Source organism: Microbacterium album (assembly GCF_014643695.1).
GTDB lineage: Bacteria > Actinomycetota > Actinomycetes > Actinomycetales > Microbacteriaceae > Microbacterium > Microbacterium album.
Window position 1 is genome coordinate 48,719 of the sequence record NZ_BMJY01000002.1, and the last position, 20,947, is coordinate 69,665.

Below are 20,947 nucleotides of genomic sequence, written 5' to 3' on the forward strand. Positions count from 1 at the left end.
GAACAGCCACCGCCAGCACTGGATCAATCGAGCCGCCTCGATCTGGCGGCCGTCGAGTTCGACCAGCGACTGATCCTCGCCAGGGGTCGCCGCGAGGTCCCCCGCGAATGGCCATACGTCCCCGGCATCGTTTAGCACGTAAACTCGCGCGGTCTCGCGCGTGTGAGGGTCTCCCGAATTCTCCCACACAGGATCAAGGCGGACTACGTCAAGTAGCCCGTCACCTTGCCGTAGTTGGCGAGCTTCCCAACGACGTAATTTGCGATGTCAGCTCTCCCGACCGCGTCTCGCCACATGAATTCCAGGTGGAATCCAATCCCCCCTCGCTCAACATACAAGTCGGCGCGACGCTTGGTGCCGTTTCCAACGAGGGGTTTCTCGACCACAAACTCGTCGATGATTCCCGCGGCCCTCAGTGCCTCCCCGAATGCGCGGTTGGGTAGCGAGTCGTGCGACCGGGCAATGTCCACTAGGTTCTTCATGGCGGCCTTCGTGTTGCTGCCCTCCTTTGGCCCACGCTTCCGCGTACCAAGTGCTTGACCCCGCATGAGGAGGCCCAACTGACCCGTCGTTATCCGCTCAATTGCCTTGGCATCCGACTTGGTGTCCATGCCTCTGGCCACCATCTGCTCTTTCAGCTTCGCGTCGCCGAATGAGCGCGCTACTGCTAGCGCCGTCAGTTGGTCCACGTGGATGATTCGCGCGTCAAGGACCATACCAAGGAGCCCGTATCGCTCGGGTTGCTTCTTCATTTCCGACAGCGCGTTCGCGCCGGTTGCCGTGAAGAGGCGGTCGATGTCCACCTGCGAGAGGCCCCCGCGCGTGAGCGCAGCCACGTCGCCCTCGCTATCGGAGTCAGCCGCAATCACGACAGTCCACACGCGACAGCGCTCTGCAGCGTCGAGCACGCTGACCTTATTCGTGTTAGCGTTGCCTCTTTTGCGTACGCGCTTCAGGTAGTCACCGAGGGACGTAGCCACCGAGACAAGGTCATTTGCCTCCTCGGTGGAGATTCCGTAGGCAGAGAGCGTGGCGCCCGCATTGAGGGCAGCGGTTGTCTGCTCGGCGATCGTGACCCACTCAGTTCGAGGCGGTCCGTCGAACTGATACACGATCTCGTCCGTGCCAATCAACGCGGAGGCGCCAATTTCCTCCGCAATGGACGACAGCTTCTCGGCAAGGTCGTCGGTGTTGGTAGGCCAGACGATAAGAGATGAGCGGCCAGCGGGTGATCGGAGGAAGGAATTGATCGCATGCAGACCTTCCTCAATTTCGCTCATTGCGACCCGCCCTAGTGCCTCACGGCCCTCGATGACGATCAACCGATAGTCGTCAGAAGCCTGTAGACCTTCGAGCGCATCATTCACACTCTCGCCGTAGGGCACCCGTACTGACTGAACGTCGGGGCGGAACATCGAGACGGTATCCAGGAACGTCGTTTTACCAGCCCCGCTAGACCCCCGCAGGATTACCATGGCCCCGAACCCGGAGTTGACGAGGTCATTGAACTGGTCATCGATCATCGAGAGCGCCGACTCAACGGGCATCACGATCGCGTCCAACTCCTCGCGATCCCGCAATACGTCAAATCGATCGGGGAGGAACAGCTGCAGCGAGGGATCGGTCACCCGGAAAGTCTCCCATGCGACTGTGACGCTTTGCTGAACTGATTCGTCCTCTCGAAGCGCTTGTCACAGCTGCCGCCCTCCGCGCTTCGCGCTTCGGTTGCCCTCGGCGTCGGTATCGGCTGGCGTGCGACCGGCGTGAGCGGACCTGACCGGCCGCGCGCGTGCCGCTCGCGGCACCGCTTCGCGCCCGGTCCGTCCCGCTCACGCCCATTCGTACGTCGACGACGGTGGCGCGATATCCGATCGCACCGCGACCAGCGGATATGTCTCGAGTTCTGGCCAGAACGACAAGAAAGCCGCCAGCGCCGCCTCGGGGGTGAGGGCCAGCCCGGTCACGCCACCGATCGGCTCCCCAGGAGTGCCGAATGAGTCGCGCAGGTGGATCTCCCTATCCGGGAGCGGCTCGTCGCCTACGTGTTCCGGGTGATGCGCATCACGAATGTTCCTGTCACGGCGCGGATCATCCCCGCGCAATCAGCTCGCGCCGCGAACGCGCCGCAAGGTCTTCCAGAGGCGCCGGCGCGACAGTTGACGCCGCGGCGCCGGTCTCATCCCGCTGCCGCGATTCCCACCACTCGCGCCGCAGCTGCCGTTGCACGGTCCGAGTCAGCCCGGAGAACGACCATCCGGTGCGGTTTTGGGTGCGCCTCGATGCCCTGCTGTCGAGATCGGCCGAGATCAGCGGGCGGGATGAGTCCTACGCGGTGCCCTACGACGGCGGGCCTACCGTGCGGCGAGGCGGCGCTCGGGTACGTGCCGCATCCTCGCGCCCATCGGCAACATGCACCGCTCTCTGGCGTCCGAGCGCCGCTTTCCCCTACGCTCTGGGCATGTCGCAGCGCGCAGTGAAGATCGCCACCTACACCGGGTCGGCGATCGTCGTCGCAGGTCTCATCGCGTTCGCCGTCCCCGTGGTCGCGGGCCTTCAGGACCTCTTCGCACCTGCCGCGTCGCAGACGCTGGACCCCACGCACACGTCGACCTCGTCAGAGACACCGTCGGTGACCATCGTCGACGGCCGCGCCGTGGTCGGGACGTCCACGCGCGGCTCGCTCGCTCCCACCGGCTAGTCGACCGGCGCCGCCACGCCTGCCGCCGAGGCTGTCAGCGAGAAGACCCCAGCACGTAGACGTTCTCAGACACGCGCGTGGCGTCGTCCGGTACCGGCGCGCGGTCAGGGCGCACCTCGAAGGAGCCCCCGGCTCCGCCGAGGCGGACCCCGGAGCCCCCGCTGCAGCCTGCGACCCAGTCCGTGTCGGTGGTCCGCACCACGATCAGGCAGACGCCATCGACCTGGGTCGGCTCGGCGAGCCAGAGGCGCACGCCCTCGTGCTCTCCGACGTAGCGGCTGGACTCGGGGTCGACGTTGGCCGGGGGGAAATCGTGCAGCTCTGGCAGTGCGTCGGCCTCGGTGCGCTCGCGCGTGAGGTCGCTGAACGGGACGGGCGACGCGAGGAAGCCGCATCCCGCGAGGCCCAGAACGGCGAGCAGAGATGCGGTGACTGCCGTCGCCTTCGAGCGGGTCGTCATCTCCGAAGTCAATCGCATGCGGTGGTGCCGGGTCCATACCTGCGGCGTAACCTGAATCCGGCGAGAGCGAGGAGGGCAGATGGCAACGGACTGGTCGTCGGTGCGACGCTACTTCGAGACCGACGCGGTGGCGCACGTCGCCACCCTCATGCCTGACGGCGCGCCCCACTCGGTGCCGGTATGGGTCGGGGTCGAGGGGGAGGGGCTGGCCATCTTCATGCTCGCCGGGTCGCGCAAGGACCGGAACCTGCAGCGCGACCCGCGTGTGGCGCTGTCGGTGACGAGTCCCGGCAGCGATCTCGACATGGCGTTCGTCCGAGGCCGGGCGGTGGCCCGGATCGAGGGCGATGACGCGATGCCCCTGGTCGATCGCATCGCGCGCGCCTACACCGGCGACCCGTACCCGATCCGCGCCGGTCTCGCCGCCTACCTCATCGAGCCCGCCGTGTGCTGGGCGCGCGACTACACCGAGGACTGAACCGGCAGTGCCACGTCGATGAGGACCTCGGCCGCGGCGCGCCGGGCTCGGCGACGAGCAGATGGCGTGGGCAGGGGTCCCCATGGGAGGCGGGTGGCGGCCGGGGCTAGCGTGTCGTCTGAGGGACGCTCTCAACGGTCGGTGTTCGGGTCACCACCGTCTCGGGGGAGGAGCGGGGGCCGCCACAGGGGGTGGGGCCCCCGCTCCGTTCATCTGGTATCCACGCAGCGTGGGGGGAGAGCTGCGCGCGGTCCGCGCCATTGCGGTCGGGTTACCGCGCATCACCCTAGCGGCGCTCCGGCCGCGGCGGAAGACCCATCTTCGAATCTCTTTCGTGCGCGCCGATCAGAGGGTGGATCCGAGCCGTCAGAGGCCCCGCATCGTGAACGCCCGCGTGAGCGCGGTCCGCGCTCCGGGGCTCGTCAGCGCCCGGGCGAGGGCGTTGCGCAGCAGCAACGGCGTCCCGGTCGCGGGTGCCCCCATCGCCATGTTGAACGCCGCCCGGCGCATGGCTCGCTCCGCGGCACGGGCGCGCTGGGCGGCGTAGCGACCGAACGGGTCCGGCGGTGCCCCCGCGTCGAGGGCCACCGCCAGCGCGCCCGCGAGCTCGACGGCATCCCGCAACCCGAGGTTCATCCCCTGGCCGCCGATCGGGCTGATCTCGTGTGCCGCGTCGCCGGCGAGCGCGACGCGGCCGCGGGCGAACGGCACCGCGAGGCGCTGACGCGCGACGAACGCGCTCGGCTCGGACAGCTCCTCGACGGGAACGACGACGCCCGCGCGTTCGCGCAGCGCGGCAGCGAAGGCCGCAGCGGGGATCGGCCAACGTCCGCGCCGGCGCAGCACCCAGCGCCGGCCCCCGCCGGGGAGGGGGAAGGACTCGACGACGCCGCCCGCTTCGAACCTCAGCACGGCCGCCTGCGCCGGCTCCGGGGACGTGGGCACATCCGCCATGACGTACTCGGCGCGGCCCGGCCTGGGCACCCACGCGGCGCCCATTGCGGTGCGCACGGTGCTGCGCACGCCGTCGGCGCCGACGGCGTAGACGGCCGAGAGCAGGCCGGCCCCGTCCGGTCCGTCGATCGCGAGCCGAACCCCCGTTGCCGCCTCGCGAAGACCGGTCACGGCGATGCCGCGGAGGACCGCGTTCGGAGCGAGCTCGGCCAGCCGGGCCGCGAGGATCGCCTCCGTGCGGTGCTGCGGCAGCGTGAGCACCGGTTCCCGGAACGCGAGGCGGCCGAGCTCCCGGGCGCCGCTTCGCGCGAGGCCGTGCGTCACCCTCGCCGCCTCGGCGCGCACCGCGCCGCCGACCCCCGCGGCCTCCAGTGCCGCGAGCCCGGGCGGATGGATGCCAATCGCGCGCGTGCTGCGTCCCGGCCGCTCGCGGCGCTCGAGCACCACCACCCGTACGTCCCGCTGCGCGAGCAGGCAGGCCAGCAGCAGGCCCACGGGTCCGCCGCCCACCACCGCCACGTCCGCGGCTGATGCGGCGTCCCTCAGCGGGGCGTCCATACGGCCTCGAGATGGGACGGGAAGGTGCGGCGCACGCGCCACCCCTCGGGCAGCATGCCCGCCAGCTCGGCCGCCGTCGTGCTGCGCCGGATCGAGGTGAGCCCGTCCTCGCGGATGAATGTGTCGCGCAGGAGCGTGCTCTGGAACGGCCACGTGAGGGCCGCGAAGGCGGCGTACGCCGCGGGGGATCGCTCGATGTCGCCGTGGACCGCCGCGCCTCCCTGGACGACGAGCCGCTCGCTGTCCGCCAGCAGGGCCGCACGCGCCGTCTCGTCGAGATGGTGCAGCACGTGGTTCGACACCACGACGTCGAAACGATCGCCACGGTCGGCGATCGCACGGGAATCGGCCTGGACGAGCTCGAGCCCCGGGACCGGCCCGCGTCCGCGTGCGAACGCGATGGCCCGGGGGTCGGGGTCGATGGCGACGACGGCGAGCGGCAGCCGGTCCCGGCGTGCCCAGCCCAGCAGGCGGCGGGGAAGATCGGCACCGCCCGTGCCGATGTCGAGGACGCGCGTGGTGCGCCGCGGGGCCAGCCGCGGGCGGATCCAGCGGCGGTACAGGCCCCGCTGACCCGAGACGACGGCGTTCACGAGCCCGAACCGCGCGTACGTGCGCGCGAGCGTGACCGGGTCGCAGTGCGGGTCGTCCATCAGCTCGCGCGCGGTCTCGTCGCGCTCGGCCAGGAACCGCGCCATGCTCAGGCGGGCTCGCCGGACGGACCCAGGCGGACGGTCATGAGCGCCGACTCGACGGTCAGGCCCGGTCCGAACGCCATCGCGGCCAGGCGATCGCCGTCGCGGACACCGGCCGACTCCAGGATGCGGCGCAGCACGAACAGCACCGTCGCGCTCGACATGTTGCCGTACTCGCGCAGGATCGCCCGTGCCGGCCCGAGCTGGTCGGCCCGCAGCGACAGCGCGGACTCCACGCGGTCGAGGATGCTCCGCCCGCCCGGGTGCACGGCCCAGTGGGCGACGGCGTCTCCCGCGGATCCGTCGTCGAGAGCCTCCGCGAGTGCCCCCTGGCCCGCGAGGAGGGGGCGCAGGGCGCCGGTCACGTGCTCGCCGATGATCGACGGCACGGCGTTGGAGAGCACCATCTCGAAGCCGTGGTCCCCGATGCGCCACGCCATGTCGCCCTCGCCCTGCGGCGTCGTGCGGGTGGCGAACGCGTCGAGCTCGAGCGCTCGCTCGCCCGCCTCGGCGGCCCGGGCCGTCACGACGCCCGCGGCCGCTCCGTCGGCGAACAGGGAGGTCGCCACGATCGTGTCGGGGTCGTCGGATGTGCGCAGATGCAGCGTGCACAGCTCCACGCTGACGACGAGCACGACGGCCCCCGGATCGGCCTGGCACAGCTGCGCGGCCAGACGCAGCGCGGGCATGGCGGCGTAGCAGCCCATGAAGCCCAGGTGATAGCGCTGCACGCCCGCGGGCAGGCCGAGGTCGCGTGCCAGGACGAAGTCCGGACCGGGCGCGTAGAAGCCCGTGCACGAGACCGTGATGACGTGAGTGACGTCCTCGGCGGCGATCCCTCCCGCGGCATCCAGCGCCGCGCGGCCCGCGTCGACGTACATGCGGCTCGCGTGTTCGGCGTACAGCTCGTTGCGCGCCTTCGTCCCGGGCAGGAGCAGCTCGCCGGAGTCCCGATCGAAGAAGAGCGCCGGTCCGTCGGGAGCGGGCCCGTCGAGCGTCAGCTCATCGAGCACGGTGTAGCGCGTCTCGATGCCCGAGACCCCGAACGACGTGGACACCAGTCGGCGGGCGAGGCGGCTCAGGCCCGGCTGCGCGGCGAAGACCTCGCGCACCTGGTCCTGGACGAGCACGGTGGGCGGGACGACGGTGGAGATCCCTCTCAGCGTGACGGTCATCGCGCACCCGCGTCCCGCGCCTGCGCCGTGGCGCGCCGCACGCCCTCCCGCCACGGTTCCCCGTGACCGGGCAGCACCGTGTGCGCCTCGGTGTCGTCGAGCGCCGAGAGAGAGCCGAACGCCTGCTCCACGTCGGCGGTCGCGGCCGCCGCGACGACGCGCGGCCCGCGCTCGGCCGTGTACGGATCGAGTGTGACGAGCGCGTCGCCGCTCAGCAGCGCATCCCGGTCCGCGAGCAGGAACGCGCAGTGCCCGAACGTGTGCCCCGGCGAGAACACGGGCTGGGGCCGCCCCGGCACGTCCAGCGCCTCGCCGGGCGTGAGCGGCTGGAGGTGATCCAGCCCCTCCACCCGCAGCGCTCCCGCCGCCGCCATGCGGGCCAGCAGCGGCAGCGACGCGGGGTACCGCAGCGGATACCGCAGGCGCGGGGACTCGTGCGCGTAGCGGTAGGGGTGCGCCGCGATCCCCGCCTCGGCGGGATGCCCCAGGACGGGCACCCCCCACTCACGCCGGATCGCGCGTGCGAATCCGAGATGATCGAAGTGGGCGTGCGTCAGCACGACCGCCCGCACGGCGTCCGGGGCGCTCCCCAGCGCCGCGAGCACGTCGGGCAGCAGGCGCCACGTGGCCGGCAGCGCGGCGTCGATGATCGTGATCTCACCCTGCTCCTCGATGAGGTAGCAGTTCACGTGGGCGTGCTCCAGGCGATGCACGCCCGGCAGCACGTTGCGGGTCAGGCGCGCCGCGCCCGAGCGGCGGCGCGGAGTCGGCGTGGACACGGGCTGCGTGGCCATCATCACCGTCGCACCAGCCGGCCCAGTCCCCGCACGACCGCGACTGCCGCCCAGGCCCCCAGCAGCCACGGGCCCACCACGAGGATCGGGTCCAGCCAGTGGTGCTTCACATCCGCGCGACGGCGGCCGAAGCGCGAAGTGATGCCATGCCGCCGCCGCTCGCTGAGGACGCCGGTGTCGGTGACCGGGTTGTCCGGGCGCGTCGTGAGGAACGAACGCAGGTGGCTCTCGATCGCGTCGATCCGGTCGCCGAGGATCAGCAGGAGCCAGTGCGCGGCACGGCCCTCGCTGAACCGGTAGGCGAAGCGCCGGACGGCGCCCGACAACCCCCGCAGCGGGACGCTGGTGCCGAACACGGGCGTCAGCTGGGCGTGCTCGATCGAGCGCTCTCGCGGGTACGTCTCCGGCTGGCGCTCCGGGAAATCCCAGTGCGCCCCCGTGGCCTCGGGCGCGAAGCGCTCCTGCGGGTAGGCGGGCCGGTCGGCGGGATCCAGGTCCACGCCCCAGCCGGGGATGCGTGCGCGCAGCTCCTCGCTCGTCCACTTCCGCTGCGGTCCTTCTGCCGTGTACGGCATCGTCATCTCCCTTCTCCGGCGCCGTCGGTCACGCGGCGTCCGGAACGATCACCGGCTTGATGCAGCCGTCGAGCTTGGCGGAGAACATGTGGTACCCCTCGGCGATGTGCTCCAGCGGGATGCGGTGCGTCACGATCTCGTTCGGCTTCAGGTGCCCGTTCCTGATGTGCTCGAGCAGTCGCGGCCACTGACGCTTGACGGGGCACTGGTTCATCCGCAGGGTCAGGCCCTTGTTCATGGCGTCGCCGAACTTGACCGCCGAGAAGATCGGCCCGTACGCCCCCATGACCGACACGGTGCCGCCCTTGCGGACCGCGTCGATCGCCCAGTTGAGGGCGACGGGGGAGCCGCCCTGGAGCTTGAGCTTGGTCGAGGTGATGTGCTGGACGAGGTTGCCGTCGGCCTCGGCGCCCACGGCGTCGATCGCGACGTCCGCCCCCAGGTGGTCCGTCGCCTTCTTCAGCTTCACGACGATGTCGTCGTACTCGACGAAGTTGTAGGTCTCGGCATGCGCGAACTCCCTGGCCTTCTGGAGCCGGTAGTCGAGATGGTCGACGACGATCACGCGGCCGGCGCCCATCAGCCACGACGACTTCGCGGCGTAGAGCCCGATCGGGCCCGCCCCGAACACCACGACGGTGTCGCCCTCGCGGATCTCGCCCAGCTGCGCGCCGAAATAGCCCGTGGCGAGCGCGTCCGTCATGAGCAGCGCATCCTCGTCGTCCAGCCAGTCGGGGATGACGCTCGGGCCGACATCGGCGAACGGCACGCGCACGAACTCGGCCTGACCGCCGTCGTATCCGCCGGAGGTGTGCGAGTACCCGTAGATGCCGCCCACCGCCGTCGCGTTGGGGTTGACGTTGTGGCAGTTCGAGTACAGCCCCCGCGCGCAGAACCAGCACGACCCGCAGTACACGTTGAAGGGGACCATCACGCGGTCCCCGCGGGAGAGGCTCTGCACCGACGATCCGACCTCCTCGACGACCCCGATGAACTCGTGCCCGAAGGTCATGCCGACCCGCGTGTCCGGCATCATGCCGTGGTACAGATGCAGATCGGAGCCGCAGATCGCGGCGCGCGTGACGCGCACGATCGCGTCGTTCGGGTGCTCGATGCGCGGGATGTCCTTCTCCTCGACGCGCACCTTGTAGGGGCCTCGGTAGACCATCGCCCGCATGGCGGACCTCCTCTGATCGATCACGTGTGGGCCAGCGTCACATCGGGCGCGAAGCCGCTCAAGGCACTTGCTCTTCGCGGCCGGATGTGGGAACGGATGCGGGCGTCGCGGCCGCCTGCGTCGTCGTCGCCGTCCTTGTCGCCGTCGTCGTGGACGTCGTCGGAGGCGAGGTAACGTGGGGGAGTGATTGACGCATGATCGGCGCACTCGGCGCCCGTGGCCCCCGCGCGATCCTGGTCCTCGTCGCGATCGGCCTGTTCTCCGGCTTCCTGTCCGGGCTGTTCGGCGTCGGCGGGGGCGTGGTGATCGTGCCGCTCCTGATCATGTTCGCCGCGTTCAGCCAGAAGCTCGCGTCCGGGACGTCGTCGGCCTCGATCGTCCCCACAGCGGCCGTCGGCGTGATCACGTACGCGATCCACGGAGACGTCGACTGGCTGGCCGCCCTGCTGCTCGCCGCGGGCGCCGTCTTCGGCGCCCAGGTCGGCACCCGACTGCTGCACCGCCTGCCCGAGTCGTTCCTGCGCTGGTTCTTCGTCGGCTTCCTCGCCGTCGTGATGATCAGTCTCTTCCTCATCGTGCCGTCGCGCGACGCCGTGATCGAGATCGACTTCTGGATCGGAGCCGCGCTCGTGCTGGCCGGCCTGATCACCGGGGTGCTCTCGGGCCTCATCGGCGTGGGCGGCGGCATCATCATCGTGCCGGTCCTGATCCTGCTCTTCGGCGCGAGCGACCTGGTGGCCAAGGGCACGTCCCTGCTGATGATGATCCCGACCACGATCTCGAGCACGATCGGCAACATCCGCCACAGGAACGTGGACCTCGCGGGGGGCGTGGCCGTGGGGATCTCGGCGTGCATCACGACGCCGCTCGGCGCGATCGTCGCGGGCGCGGTCGAACCCCAGGTCGCCAACATCCTGTTCGTCGCCTTCCTCGTCGTCCTCACGGTGCAGATGACGCAGCGGGCGATCCGGGCCAGCCGCCGCAAAGAGGACTGAGCGAATCCGTCCCCGCGCCGACAATCCGTCGTCGCACCGACAATCCGTCCTTGCGCCCGCAATGCAGTGCGCACACGCATTCTCGGCGCGAGGACGGATTGTGGCGGCGGAGGGGGCGGGGCCGGGGAGGGCGTGCCCGGATAGGATGAGCCGGTGCCAGTGAATCCCGAGCTGCTCGGTCGTGAGTTCCCCCCGACGCCGCCGTACCTCGTCGGCCGCGAGAAGGTGCGCGAGTTCGCGCGCGCCGTCTTCGCCGAAGCTCCCGAGCACCACGATCCCGAGGCCGCTCGCGCGCTGGGCTACGCGGACGTCGTCGCTCCGCCGACGTTCGCGATGGTGATCCAGGATCTGACGCTGCAGCAGCTGCTCGCCGAGCCCGACTCGGGCATCGCGCTCGAGCGCACGATCCACGCCAAGCAGAGCTTCCGCTGGACGCGGCCGATCGTCGCCGGGGACGAGGTCACGGGACGCATCACCGTGACCGGCGTGCGGGCGATGGGCGCGGGCGCCATGGTGACCAGCGAGACGGTCATCGCCGACGTCGAGGGCGGCCACATCGTCACGGCGACGTCCGTGCTGCTGATCGGAGGCGAGGAATGAGCGAGCTCACCGTCGGAGACGTCGTCGCCGAACGCACCGTGCACCTGACGCGCGAGTCTCTCGTCCGCTACGCGGGCGCCTCGGGCGACTTCAACCCGATCCACTACCGCGACGACGTCGCGGCGCGCGTGGGCCTCGACGGCGTGCTCGCGCACGGCATGCTCACGATGGGCCTCGCGGTCTCGACGATCGGGGAGTGGCTGGGGGACGCCGGTCGCATCGTCGAGTACGGCGTCAACTTCAGCAAACCGGTCGTGGTCGACGCCGAGGCGGGGGCCGACGTGGCGGTGTCGGCGAAGGTCGGCGCGGTCGACGACGAGACCGCTCGCATCGACCTGACCGTGACGCACGCGGGCACGACGGTGCTGGGCAAGGCCCAGGTGCGCGTGCGCCTGGCCGCCTGAGCCGCGCGAAGCGAAGGTCGCGCGGGATCGCCGCCGCGGCACACGAGAGGAGCAGGGGATGGCAGAGATCGCACCGCTGCCGCTGAGCGGTCTGACGACGCTGCGCGTCGGCGCCGCGCCCGCCCGGATGATCGACGCACGCACGCGCGACGAACTCGTCGCGGCCCTGCGCGAGGTCTGGGCCGACGGAGACCCGTGGTTCGTGCTCGGCGGCGGCTCCAACCTGCTCGCGGGTGACGAGCCCTTCCCCGGCACGGTGATCCGCATCCTGACATCCGGCTTCGAGGAGGTCGGGGGCGCGCCGGAGGGCTTCCTGCGGCTGCGCGTCGAGGCCGGCCACAACTGGGACGAGCTCGTCGCGTGGACGGTTGCGCGGGGGCTGTCCGGCATCGAGGCGATGTCGGGGATTCCGGGCACGGTCGGGGCCGCGCCGATCCAGAACGTCGGAGCATACGGCCAGGAGATCGTCCAGACGCTCGTCGAGGTGGAGCTCATCGACGAGCTCACGGGGGAGGTGTCGGTCGTGCCCGCCGCCGAGCTCGGCCTCGGGCCGCGCACGTCGGTGCTCAAGCACCACTACGGCTCGGTGCCCGAGCGGTCGGCCGTGGTGCTCTCGCTCACCCTCCAGCTCGCGCGCGTCGGCCATGACGCCCGCCCGGTCGCCGACGCCCGGCTGCGCAGCGCGCTCGGCCTCGAGCCCGACGTCGAGGTCTCGGTCTCGTGGATCCGGGACACCGTCCTGTCGATCCGCGCCGGCAAGGGGATGGTCCTGGACGACCCGGATCCCGACACGCACAGCGCGGGCTCCTTCTTTAACAACCCCATCGTCACCGCCGAGGTCGCCCGGTCGCTGCCGGAGGGGTGCCCCCGCTGGCCCCTTGCGCCCCAGGTCGACGCCGTCTCGGTCATTCCGCTCGCCGCGTACGACGGACGCGTCCCGCGCCCGGCGACGCAGGAGTCGCTCGTCAAGGTCAGCGCCGCGTGGCTGATCGAGCACGCCGGCCTGCCGAAGGGATTCGCGCTGCCGCGCTCGCGCGCGTCGCTGTCGACGAAGCACACCCTCGCGCTGACCAACCGCGGCGGCGCGACGGCCGGAGAGATCGCCGAGCTCGCCCGCTTCGTGCAGAGCCGCGTCGCCGCCGACTTCGGCCTCGTGCTGATGCCCGAGCCCGTGCTGGTCGGCGTGGAGCTGTAGCGCCGAGCTTGAGCGCCTAGCCGTGCGCCGGTGCGTGGCGCCTAGGCGAACAGCCGCTGCAGGCGCTGGATGCCCTCGAGCAGCGCGTCGTCGCCCAGCGCGTACGACAGGCGCAGGTAGCCGCTGGGGCCGAACGCCTCGCCGGGAACTACGGCGACCTCCGCCTCGTCGAGGATGAGGTCGGCCAGCTCGAGCGTCGTGGCGGGCGTGCGTCCCGCCCACTCCCGGCCCAGCAGGCCGCGCACGTCGGGGTACACGTAGAACGCGCCGAGCGGATTCGGCACGGTCACGCCCTGGATCTTCGACAGCTCGTCGACCATCAGGCGGCGTCGCCGGTCGAAGGCCGTGCGGAAGCGCTCCGCCTCGGTCTGCGGACCGGTCAGGGCCGCCAGAGCCGCGCGCTGCGCGACGTTGTTGACGTTGCTCGTGAGGTGGGACTGCAGGTTCGCGGCGAGCCCGATCGCGTCGGCGGGGCCGACCATCCAGCCCACGCGCCACCCCGTCATCGCGTAGGTCTTCGCCACGCCGTTGAGGAGCAGGGTCTGTCCTGCGAGCTCCGGCGCGGCCTCCACGATCGAGACGGCGCGGGCGCCCTCGTAGACGAGGTTCTGGTAGATCTCGTCGCTGACCACCCAGATCCCGTGCTCGAGCGCCCATTCGCCGATCGCGCGCGTCTCCTCGGGGGTGTAGACGGAGCCGGTCGGGTTGGACGGCGACACGAACACGAGCACGGTCGTGCGGTCGGTGCGCGCCGCCTCGAGCTGCTCCACCGTGACCTTGTAGTCCTGCTCGGCGCCCGCGAACACCTCGACCGGCACGCCGTCGGCGAGACGGATGGCCTCGGGATAGGTCGTCCAGTAGGGCGCGGGCAGGAGCACCTCGTCGCCCGGGTTCACGACGGCCTGGAACGCCTGGTAGACGGCCTGCTTGCCGCCGTTGGTGACCACGACCTGCGACGGCGGCACATCCAGTCCCGAGTCGCGCAGCGTCTTCGCGGCGATCGCCTCCCGCAGGGCGGGCAGCCCAGCGGCGGGCGTGTACCGGAAGTTCGCCGGGTCGCTCAGCGCCTCGGCCGCAGCCTCGACGACGAACCCCGGGGTGGGGAAGTCGGGCTCGCCGGCGGCGTAGGAGATGACGGCCTTCCCCTCGGCCTTGAGCGCCTTGGCCTTGGCATCGACCTTGAGCGTCGCGGATTCGGCGATGGCGGAGAGCTTGCGGGAGAGAGGGGCGCGGTCGGTCACACGCACGAGCGTAATGCGCGCGGTCGTCGCGCTGCGAGGTCCCACGCCGGGCGCGATCCTTACAGCCGGCCGGTATGTGCGGTTGCACACTCGGCGTCTCGGCGAATGTCGCTCCGCTTACAGACTCGACCCCGCCCGCCCGCGTACTCTCCTAGTTAAGGGTGGGGCAGGCGGTCATCCATGACGCCACCAGACGCCCGCCCGCAGATTCGATCCGGAGGACAACCGTGAACGACCGTGAGAAGGCCCTGCTCGGGTCCGTGGCCACCGAGCTGTTCATCGGGGGCGAGTGGGTGCCGTCGACGTCGGGGAAGACGTTCGATGTGCGTGACCCCGCCACCGGTGACGTGGTGGCGTCGGTGGCCGATGCGACCGCTGAGGATGGAGTGCGCGCGCTTGATGCGGCGGTTGCCGTCCAGGACGAGTGGGCCGCGACGGCCCCGCGGACGCGGAGCGACATTCTGCGTCGGGCGTTCGATCTGGTCCAGGAGCGCAAGGAGGATCTGGCGCTGCTGATGACGATCGAGATGGGCAAGCCGCTGTCCGAGGCGCGTGGCGAGGTCGGGTACGGCGGGGAGTTCCTGCGCTGGTTCAGCGAGGAGGCGGTGCGGATCTCGGGCCGGTACGGGTCGAACCCCGAGGGCACGGGCCGGATGATCGTGTCGCAGCGGCCGGTGGGTCCGTCGTTCTTCATCACGCCGTGGAACTTCCCGTTCGCGATGGCGACGCGCAAGATCGCTCCGGCGCTGGCCGCCGGCTGCACGGTGGTGATCAAGCCGCCGCAGCTGACGCCGCTCACGACGCTGTTCTTCACCCAGCTGCTGGTGGAGGCGGGGCTGCCGAAGGGCGTGGTCAACGTGGTGACGTCGGCATCGTCGAGCCGGGTCTCGGCGCCCGTCATCGCCGATCCGCGGTTGCGGAAGCTGTCGTTCACGGGGTCGACCGAGGTCGGCCGCAAGCTGATCGCGCAGGCGGCCGAGGGCGTGCTGCGGGTGTCGATGGAGCTGGGCGGGAACGCGCCGTTCGTGGTGTTCGAGGACGCGGACCTGGACAAGGCGGTCACGGGGGCGCTGCAGGCGAAGTTCCGCAACATCGGGCAGGCCTGCACCGCGGCGAACCGGTTCATCGTGCACGAGTCTGTTGCGGACGAGTTCGCGCGTCGCGTGAGCGAGCGGGTCGCGGACATGAAGATCGGCCGCGGCACGGAGGAGGGCGTGGAGATCGGTCCGCTGATCGACGCCGACGCCGTCGACAAGGCCGCGGAGCTGGTCGAGGACGCGACCGGGCGGGGCGCGAGGATCCTCACCGGTGGCGAGAAGCTGGACGGTCCGGGCACGTTCTACCAGCCCACGGTGGTGACGGACGTGCAGCCCGGAAGCGCCATCCTGCGCGAGGAGATCTTCGGCCCGGTGCTGGCGATCGCGACCTTCGCCACGGAGGACGACGCCGTCCGCCTCGCGAACGACACCGAGTACGGGCTCGTGTCGTACGTGTACACGGAGGATCTGCAGCGCGGGCACCGGATGATCGAGCGCCTGGAGACGGGCATGATGGGCCTGAACGCCGGCGTCGTGTCCAACGCGGCCGCTCCCTTCGGCGGGGTCAAGCAGTCCGGCGTCGGCCGCGAGGGCGGTTTCGAGGGCATCCACGAGTACCTGTCCACCAAGTACACGTTCCTGCCGAACGAGTGAGCCACGGCGTGGCGCCGAGGTGCGAGTCCGCCCCGGCGCCACGCGCGGGCCGCACCCTGATTCGCGGGGTGTCAGGCCATGCCGTACACTTGGGAGAGCAGTTCTCGTCTGCATTTTTTCGCCGTGCCCGGGATCGGGATGCGGACATGCGGGCGTTCACCGGGATCGCGAGATCTCTAGGGCGGTAGCTCAATTGGCAGAGCAGCGGTCTCCAAAACCGCAGGTTGCAGGTTCGATTCCTGTCCGCCCTGCGCGTCAGCGTCAGCTGACTCACGAAAGGTAGCCAGATGGTCCAGGACGCAGCCGGCGGCGAGATCGTCGCGGCGAACGGCACGAGCGGTGAGAAGAGGCCGAACTTCTTCGCCCGCATCGTGATCTTCTTCCGCCAGGTTGTCGCCGAGCTCCGCAAGGTCGTGACTCCGACCCGGTCGGAGTTGATGAAGTTCACCGCGGTCGTGCTCGGCTTCGTGGTCATCATGATGGGCTTCGTCTACGGCCTCGACTACGTCTTCTCGTGGGTGGCGACGGTCGTCTTCGGCGTCCCACGCTGAGCTGACGCACCGCCCGCACGGGCACGCGGCCGAGCGCATCGCGCCTCCGCCGCGGTAACGGAAGAGACTCTGCCGAATGGATGGGACTGCCAGTGTCTGAAAAGCATGCCGACGACGCCGACTGGGCGCCGGCAGCCGAGCAGTCGAGTGAAGACGACCAGGCCCAGGAGGGCAACGTCCTCTACGCCGACGCGCACTCCAGCGACGCCGCCGAGCACGTCGCGATGCACGTGGAGGGCGACGACGAGGACATGAGCGACGAGGACATCGAGATCGACGACCCGGAGGCCGACGCGATCGTGAACGACGCACTGAACATCGACGAGACGAGCGAGGTCGAGGCCGCCGCGGACGTGCTGAACGACTCCCTCGAGGAGGAGCGTTCGGCGCCCGCCGACGAGGCCGCCGGTGGCGAGCTCGCGGCGGATGACGTCGCAGCCGAGGGTGACGCCGCCGAGGACGACCCGTACGAGGCGTTCCGGCAGGAGCTGCGCTCGCTCGAGGGTAAGTGGTACGTGATCCACTCGTACGCGGGTTTCGAGCGCAAGGTGAAGGCCAACATCGAGCAGCGCAAGTCGACGCTCGAGGTCGAGGACGAGATCTACCAGGTCGAGGTCCCCATGGAGGACGTCGTCGAGATCAAGAACGGCCAGCGCAAGATGGTCACCCGCGTCCGGATCCCCGGCTACGTGCTGGTGCGCATGGAGCTGAACGAGGACACCTGGTCGGTCGTGCGCCACACGCCCGGCGTGACGGGCTTCGTGGGCAACGCGCACAACCCGACGCCGCTGCGCTTCGAAGAGGCGTTCAACATGCTCAAGCCGCTCGTCGAGATCAAGGAGGCGCAGGCCGCCGCGAAGGGTGGCGCCCCCAAGGGCCAGCCGACGCAGGCGCGCGTCATCCCCGCCGAGGTCGACTTCGAGATCGGCGAGACCATCACGATCAAGGAGGGCTCGTTCGCGGGCCTGCCCGGCACGATCAGCGAGATCAAGCCCGAGAGCGGCAAGCTCACGGTCCTCGTCTCGCTCTTCGAGCGCGAGACCCCGGTCGAGCTGTCGTTCGACCAGGTCACCAAGATGATCTGATTTGGATGATCTGGCCTCCCCCGGGAGGCGCATGCGGAGAGCCGGTCCCACGGGATCGGCTCTCCGTCGTTTCTGCTAGAATCGCTTGGTTCGCGCCCTGTCTGCGCGGACGTCCCACACCGCTCGGCAGGATCGCTCCTGCGTGCGGGAGAGCGGATGCAACCGGCATCCGTTCGTCGAAAGGAAAAACGAATGGCACCCAAGAAGAAGGTGACGGGGCTGATCAAGCTCCAGATCCAGGCCGGCGCCGCCAACCCCGCGCCGCCCATCGGTCCGGCGCTCGGTCAGCACGGCGTCAACATCATGGAGTTCTGCAAGGCGTACAACGCGGCGACCGAGTCGCAGCGCGGCAACGTCATCCCCGTGGAGATCACCGTCTACGAGGACCGCAGCTTCACGTTCGTTCTGAAGACCCCGCCCGCCGCGGAGCTCATCAAGAAGGCCGCCGGCCTGCAGAAGGGATCGGCGACGCCGCACACGGTCAAGGTCGGCAAGCTCACCAAGGAGCAGGTCACCGAGATCGCCAAGACGAAGCAGCCCGACCTGAACGCGAACGACCTCGAGGCCGCCTCGAAGATCATCGCCGGCACCGCCCGTTCCATGGGTATCACGGTCGAGGACTGAGGGGGAGCAGACAATGGCTAAGTCCAAGGCTTACATGGAGGCCGCCTCGAAGATCGAGGCCGGCAAGTACTACACGCCCACCGAGGCCGTCGCCCTCGCGAAGGAGACCGGCTCGAAGAAGTTCGACGCCACCGTCGAGGTCGCGCTGAAGCTCTCGGTCGACCCGCGCAAGGCCGACCAGATGGTGCGCGGCACCGTCATGCTGCCGCACGGCACGGGCAAGACCGCCCGCGTCATCGTCTTCGCCAACGGCCCCGCTGCCGAGGCCGCCATCGCGGCCGGCGCCGACGAGGTCGGCGGCGCCGAGCTCATCGAGAAGGTGGCCGGCGGCTGGACCGACTTCGACGCGGCCGTCGCCGTGCCGGAGCTGATGGGCCAGGTCGGTCGACTCGGTAAGGTGCTCGGTCCCCGTGGCCTCATGCCGAACCCGAAGACCGGCACCGTGACCCCCAACCCGGCCAAGGCCGTGGAGGAGATCAAGGGCGGCAAGATCGAGTTCCGCGTCGACAAGCACGCCAACGTGCACTTCATCGTCGGCAAGGCCTCGTTCTCGGCCGAGCAGCTGGACGCGAACCTGCAGGCCGCGCTCGAGGAGATCGTGCGGCTGAAGCCGTCGAGCTCGAAGGGCCGCTACATCCAGAAGGGCGCCGTGTCGACCACCTTCGGTCCCGGCATCCCGCTGGACGTCAACGTCATCGCGTAACGACGCTCACAGAACGGCCCCGCCTCGGCGGGGCCGTTCTGCGTTTTCCGTCCCTGCGCACCGAGGATGGCGTCAGGGGTCGCGGAGGACCCGGAAGCCCGGGACGCCCGTCGGGACGACGTCGGCGACGTCGAGGCCGTCGACGCGCGCGGTGGCCGGGCCCTGGCTCATCCAGGCCAGCATCGCGTCGACCGCGGCGGGTTCTCCCTCCACCTCGGCCTCGACGGAGCCGTCGGAGGTGTTGCGCACCCACCCGGACACTCCGCACTCGGCGGCCGCGGCGCTTGCACCGAAGCGGTAGCCGACGCCCTGCACCCGCCCGCGCACGGTCACTCGCACTCGCTTCACATCTCCATCGTGGCGCGCCCGGTGCCCCCGGGGAAGAGCGCACGACTCGGGCCCGGTTTCGACTCCGCGGCTCCGCCGCTCCGCTCAACCCGTTTCGACTTCGCGGCTGCGCCGCTCCGCTCAACGAGCAACCACAAGCCCCCTTGCCCTACCCCTTACCCCTATCCACCGACCTCAACCCGGTGCGAGCGCGAAGCGCGAGCGTGCGGGCGCGAGTGCGCCCGCCACCAGGCGCGAAGCGCCGGCGCGCTGAAGCGAAGCGAAAGCGCCTCCCCCGAGGAGCGGCCCCTCGGGGCCCGACGAGCGGGAGAAAAAAGAAAACGCGTGGGAGAAGAAAGAAGGAGAGCGAGCGTGCGGGCGCGCAGCGCCGGCGCGCTGAAGCGCAGCGGAAGCGCCCCGTGGTGCTACCCGGATGGGCCGCGGAGCCGGGTCAGCGCGTTGCGCGCGGGTCGGTAGATCCCGCGCCTGTCGATCCAGGGCGGGGCCTTGATCACCGGGGTGCCGTGTCGCATGCGGATGTCCCATCCGGAGCGGTCGAGGTTGTGGTGGTGCCACCAGCAGACGAGCACGCCGTTGTCGGTGTGGGTGGGGCCGCCGTTCGCGTGTTCGTCGACGTGGTGGATCTCACACCACGCCGCCGGGATCGTGCACCCGGGGATCACGCACCCGCCGTCGCGGGCGGTGATCGCCCGGCGCTGGTGGGCGTTGAACACCCGCTCCGGAGTGCCGAGGCGGACGATCCTGCCGGTGCGGTCGTGGATGATCTTCTGCACAGCGCCGGTGCACGCGATGCGGTGCGCGGTCGATACGGGGACGGGGGTGTCGTCGATCGTCGCCGCGGCGGTGGGGTTGTTCAGGTCTTCTTCGGCGACGGTGACGACGAGGGTGGGGGCTGCGCCTCCGAGGGTGGGCGTCTCGGTGGCTTTCGCGGCGGTCTGGATGATCACGGCGAGCACGTCGTGACGCTTCTGCGTGTTCGTCCGCGGGTCGTGCACGGCCTCGTCCTGTGACCAGGCTTCGGTTTCGTCCCGGTCTTCGGGGTCGGTGGGAGTGAAGCGGACGGCGGGGTTCAGGTGCGCGTCGAGCAGTCGCTGCAGCCCGGCGGCGACCTCGGGGAGGAGGGATCCGCGTAGTGGGATGACCCCGTCCCGGGGCGTGCCGAGGGTGAGACCTCGGTTGCGGGCGGCGCGTTCCGCGTCGGGTCCGGGGCCGTCCTGGTCCAGGTACGCCGCCCAGGTGCGTGCATGCACCTCGACCTCCGCGAACGTGGGCGGAATCATGCCCGCCTGTTCTTCCAGGGCGCCAGTGGCGTACGCGACGGTGGTGGCTTCGGCCGCGTCGAACTCGACCGGGTCGGCACGATCCTCCACCCGCGCGAGGGCACTGGTGATCTCGTGCGCGGCATCCGCGCCGAGCACTCCGTCTCGTAGTGCTTGACCGACGTGGGGGAACCGCGCCGGGAGCTCCTCCCCGGTCAACGACACCCGAGGCCGGGTGCGCTTGTCCAACCGGACACGCGCGTTGATCGTCTTCGCCGACACTCGGGTGGTGCGCTCCAGCAGCTCCACCCCATTGCGGCACCCGAACCGGGCCGAGAGGCGGTCCTCGGAGTCGCGGGCAGACCGGGCATCCACCTCGCCGGCCAGACGCACCCGCGCGGCATCGACCATCCGCCCCAGGGCTTCTACCGTGCCGACGGCATCGACGAGGTCGGCGTCCGCGAGGGACCCGGTCTGCTGGATCAGTGCACGCAACGCATCGAGGGAAGCGAGGACGTCCCGCCCCTCGTCGCTGGTCGCGTACCGCTGTTCCATACCCCCAACGGTAGACAGGGGCACCGACATTCGAGCCCCGGGAAACCGCCGATCCACACCCGAAAACCACACCCGTGGACAACCCGCCCCCGGGACGTGTGTTGGGGACGAGGAGTGCGGGGCCGCCCCACC

General features: G+C 70.4%; 22 protein-coding genes and 1 tRNA gene. 12 read left to right on the forward strand and 11 right to left on the reverse strand.

The features are described from left to right. Positions 1–203: 203 nt before the first annotated feature. The gene (locus IEX37_RS02865; RefSeq protein ID WP_188754745.1) at positions 204–1,628 is read right to left on the reverse strand and encodes a hypothetical protein; all 1,425 of its coding nucleotides are present in this window, start codon (positions 1,626–1,628) and stop codon (positions 204–206) included. 830 nt (positions 1,629–2,458) lie between these two features. Here IEX37_RS02865 and IEX37_RS02870 point away from each other — a divergent pair. Further along, the gene (locus IEX37_RS02870; protein WP_188754746.1) at positions 2,459–2,698 is read left to right on the forward strand and encodes a hypothetical protein; all 240 of its coding nucleotides are present in this window, start codon (positions 2,459–2,461) and stop codon (positions 2,696–2,698) included. A 34-nt stretch (positions 2,699–2,732) separates the two neighbouring features. On the opposite strand, the gene IEX37_RS02875 is transcribed toward IEX37_RS02870, so the two are convergent. Next, positions 2,733–3,158 (reverse strand): LPS-assembly lipoprotein LptE, encoded by a 426-nt coding sequence (locus IEX37_RS02875; protein ID WP_188754747.1) that lies wholly within the window; start codon positions 3,156–3,158, stop codon positions 2,733–2,735. Between the two features lie 79 nt (positions 3,159–3,237). On the opposite strand from IEX37_RS02875, the gene IEX37_RS02880 reads away from it, so the two are divergent. After that, a complete protein-coding gene (locus tag IEX37_RS02880; protein WP_188754748.1) occupies positions 3,238–3,636 on the forward strand; it encodes a TIGR03618 family F420-dependent PPOX class oxidoreductase in 399 nt (132 codons plus the stop codon). A 366-nt stretch (positions 3,637–4,002) separates the two neighbouring features. On the opposite strand, the gene IEX37_RS02885 is transcribed toward IEX37_RS02880, so the two are convergent. Genes IEX37_RS02885 through IEX37_RS02910 form a run of 6 tightly spaced genes read right to left on the reverse strand, consistent with a single transcriptional unit; the run spans position 4,003 to position 9,564 of the window. Beyond that, on the reverse strand, positions 4,003–5,148 hold the full coding sequence (locus tag IEX37_RS02885) for an FAD-dependent monooxygenase (protein WP_188754749.1): 1,146 nt from the start codon (positions 5,146–5,148) through the stop codon (positions 4,003–4,005). Next, entirely contained in the window at positions 5,133–5,846 is a 714-nt protein-coding gene (locus IEX37_RS02890) for a methyltransferase domain-containing protein (protein ID WP_188754750.1), read from the reverse strand. The genes IEX37_RS02885 and IEX37_RS02890 overlap by 16 nt, the downstream gene beginning before the upstream one ends. 2 nt (positions 5,847–5,848) lie before the next feature. Then, complete coding sequence (locus IEX37_RS02895; protein WP_188754751.1) at positions 5,849–7,018, reverse strand: type III polyketide synthase; 1,170 nt, start codon at positions 7,016–7,018, stop codon at positions 5,849–5,851. Beyond that, the gene (locus IEX37_RS02900) at positions 7,015–7,812 is read right to left on the reverse strand and encodes an MBL fold metallo-hydrolase (RefSeq protein WP_188754752.1); all 798 of its coding nucleotides are present in this window, start codon (positions 7,810–7,812) and stop codon (positions 7,015–7,017) included. The genes IEX37_RS02895 and IEX37_RS02900 overlap by 4 nt, the downstream gene beginning before the upstream one ends. A 2-nt stretch (positions 7,813–7,814) precedes the next feature. Beyond that, complete coding sequence (locus tag IEX37_RS02905; protein ID WP_188755086.1) at positions 7,815–8,387, reverse strand: hypothetical protein; 573 nt, start codon at positions 8,385–8,387, stop codon at positions 7,815–7,817. 28 nt (positions 8,388–8,415) lie between these two features. Continuing rightward, the gene (locus IEX37_RS02910) at positions 8,416–9,564 is read right to left on the reverse strand and encodes a zinc-dependent alcohol dehydrogenase (RefSeq protein WP_188754753.1); all 1,149 of its coding nucleotides are present in this window, start codon (positions 9,562–9,564) and stop codon (positions 8,416–8,418) included. Between the two features lie 194 nt (positions 9,565–9,758). Between IEX37_RS02910 and IEX37_RS02915 the strand changes: the two genes are divergently transcribed. The 4 genes from IEX37_RS02915 to IEX37_RS02930 all read left to right on the forward strand — a co-directional run bounded on the left by IEX37_RS02915 (position 9,759) and on the right by IEX37_RS02930 (position 12,758). Next, entirely contained in the window at positions 9,759–10,559 is an 801-nt protein-coding gene (locus tag IEX37_RS02915; RefSeq protein WP_188754754.1) for a sulfite exporter TauE/SafE family protein, read from the forward strand. A gap of 153 nt (positions 10,560–10,712) precedes the next feature. Further along, complete coding sequence (locus IEX37_RS02920) at positions 10,713–11,159, forward strand: FAS1-like dehydratase domain-containing protein (protein WP_188754755.1); 447 nt, start codon at positions 10,713–10,715, stop codon at positions 11,157–11,159. Then, a complete protein-coding gene (locus tag IEX37_RS02925; protein ID WP_188754756.1) occupies positions 11,156–11,563 on the forward strand; it encodes a MaoC/PaaZ C-terminal domain-containing protein in 408 nt (135 codons plus the stop codon). Before IEX37_RS02920 ends, IEX37_RS02925 begins: the two co-directional genes overlap by 4 nt. A 58-nt stretch (positions 11,564–11,621) precedes the next feature. After that, positions 11,622–12,758 (forward strand): UDP-N-acetylmuramate dehydrogenase, encoded by a 1,137-nt coding sequence (locus tag IEX37_RS02930; RefSeq protein ID WP_188754757.1) that lies wholly within the window; start codon positions 11,622–11,624, stop codon positions 12,756–12,758. 41 nt (positions 12,759–12,799) lie between these two features. Here IEX37_RS02930 and IEX37_RS02935 read toward each other — a convergent pair whose 3' ends face one another. Then, positions 12,800–13,999, reverse strand: a complete 1,200-nt coding sequence (locus tag IEX37_RS02935) for a pyridoxal phosphate-dependent aminotransferase (protein ID WP_188754758.1) — start codon at positions 13,997–13,999, stop codon at positions 12,800–12,802. Positions 14,000–14,226: 227 nt separating this feature from the next. Between IEX37_RS02935 and IEX37_RS02940 the strand changes: the two genes are divergently transcribed. From IEX37_RS02940 to rplA, 6 genes are all read left to right on the forward strand, one after another. Further along, positions 14,227–15,690 carry an NAD-dependent succinate-semialdehyde dehydrogenase gene (locus IEX37_RS02940; RefSeq protein WP_188754759.1) on the forward strand — a complete coding sequence of 488 codons (1,464 nt, stop codon included), beginning with the start codon at positions 14,227–14,229 and terminating at the stop codon, positions 15,688–15,690. Positions 15,691–15,868: 178 nt separating this feature from the next. Next, positions 15,869–15,941 (forward strand) — tRNA-Trp (locus tag IEX37_RS02945). Between the two features lie 36 nt (positions 15,942–15,977). Then, positions 15,978–16,241, forward strand: coding sequence for a preprotein translocase subunit SecE (gene secE, locus IEX37_RS02950; RefSeq protein WP_188754760.1), 264 nt, complete (start codon positions 15,978–15,980; stop codon positions 16,239–16,241). 92 nt (positions 16,242–16,333) lie between these two features. Further along, positions 16,334–17,326: a transcription termination/antitermination protein NusG gene (gene nusG / locus IEX37_RS02955; protein WP_188754761.1), complete on the forward strand. Its 993-nt coding sequence runs from the start codon at positions 16,334–16,336 to the stop codon at positions 17,324–17,326. A 192-nt stretch (positions 17,327–17,518) separates the two neighbouring features. Beyond that, positions 17,519–17,950: a 50S ribosomal protein L11 gene (gene rplK / locus IEX37_RS02960; RefSeq protein ID WP_188754762.1), complete on the forward strand. Its 432-nt coding sequence runs from the start codon at positions 17,519–17,521 to the stop codon at positions 17,948–17,950. 13 nt (positions 17,951–17,963) lie between these two features. After that, the gene (gene rplA / locus IEX37_RS02965) at positions 17,964–18,653 is read left to right on the forward strand and encodes a 50S ribosomal protein L1 (RefSeq protein ID WP_188754763.1); all 690 of its coding nucleotides are present in this window, start codon (positions 17,964–17,966) and stop codon (positions 18,651–18,653) included. A 72-nt stretch (positions 18,654–18,725) separates the two neighbouring features. Here rplA and IEX37_RS02970 read toward each other — a convergent pair whose 3' ends face one another. Then, complete coding sequence (locus IEX37_RS02970) at positions 18,726–19,001, reverse strand: acylphosphatase (RefSeq protein ID WP_188754764.1); 276 nt, start codon at positions 18,999–19,001, stop codon at positions 18,726–18,728. Positions 19,002–19,405: 404 nt separating this feature from the next. Then, complete coding sequence (locus IEX37_RS02975; protein ID WP_188754765.1) at positions 19,406–20,815, reverse strand: HNH endonuclease signature motif containing protein; 1,410 nt, start codon at positions 20,813–20,815, stop codon at positions 19,406–19,408. Positions 20,816–20,947 lie beyond the last annotated feature (132 nt).

Excerpts from the sequence above, each read along its gene's own strand:
- IEX37_RS02870 (WP_188754746.1), top strand. The coding sequence starts at position 2,459 with ATGTCGCAGCGCGCAGTGAAGATCGCCACCTACACCGGGTCGGCGATC.
- IEX37_RS02875 (WP_188754747.1), bottom strand. The coding sequence starts at position 3,158 with ATGACGACCCGCTCGAAGGCGACGGCAGTCACCGCATCTCTGCTCGCC.
- IEX37_RS02880 (WP_188754748.1), top strand. The coding sequence starts at position 3,238 with ATGGCAACGGACTGGTCGTCGGTGCGACGCTACTTCGAGACCGACGCG.
- IEX37_RS02885 (WP_188754749.1), bottom strand. The coding sequence starts at position 5,148 with ATGGACGCCCCGCTGAGGGACGCCGCATCAGCCGCGGACGTGGCGGTG.
- IEX37_RS02890 (WP_188754750.1), bottom strand. The coding sequence starts at position 5,846 with ATGGCGCGGTTCCTGGCCGAGCGCGACGAGACCGCGCGCGAGCTGATG.
- IEX37_RS02895 (WP_188754751.1), bottom strand. The coding sequence starts at position 7,018 with ATGACCGTCACGCTGAGAGGGATCTCCACCGTCGTCCCGCCCACCGTG.
- IEX37_RS02900 (WP_188754752.1), bottom strand. The coding sequence starts at position 7,812 with ATGGCCACGCAGCCCGTGTCCACGCCGACTCCGCGCCGCCGCTCGGGC.
- IEX37_RS02905 (WP_188755086.1), bottom strand. The coding sequence starts at position 8,387 with ATGCCGTACACGGCAGAAGGACCGCAGCGGAAGTGGACGAGCGAGGAG.
- IEX37_RS02910 (WP_188754753.1), bottom strand. The coding sequence starts at position 9,564 with ATGCGGGCGATGGTCTACCGAGGCCCCTACAAGGTGCGCGTCGAGGAG.
- IEX37_RS02915 (WP_188754754.1), top strand. The coding sequence starts at position 9,759 with ATGATCGGCGCACTCGGCGCCCGTGGCCCCCGCGCGATCCTGGTCCTC.
- IEX37_RS02925 (WP_188754756.1), top strand. The coding sequence starts at position 11,156 with ATGAGCGAGCTCACCGTCGGAGACGTCGTCGCCGAACGCACCGTGCAC.
- IEX37_RS02930 (WP_188754757.1), top strand. The coding sequence starts at position 11,622 with ATGGCAGAGATCGCACCGCTGCCGCTGAGCGGTCTGACGACGCTGCGC.
- secE (WP_188754760.1), top strand. The coding sequence starts at position 15,978 with ATGGTCCAGGACGCAGCCGGCGGCGAGATCGTCGCGGCGAACGGCACG.
- rplK (WP_188754762.1), top strand. The coding sequence starts at position 17,519 with ATGGCACCCAAGAAGAAGGTGACGGGGCTGATCAAGCTCCAGATCCAG.
- rplA (WP_188754763.1), top strand. The coding sequence starts at position 17,964 with ATGGCTAAGTCCAAGGCTTACATGGAGGCCGCCTCGAAGATCGAGGCC.
- IEX37_RS02975 (WP_188754765.1), bottom strand. The coding sequence starts at position 20,815 with ATGGAACAGCGGTACGCGACCAGCGACGAGGGGCGGGACGTCCTCGCT.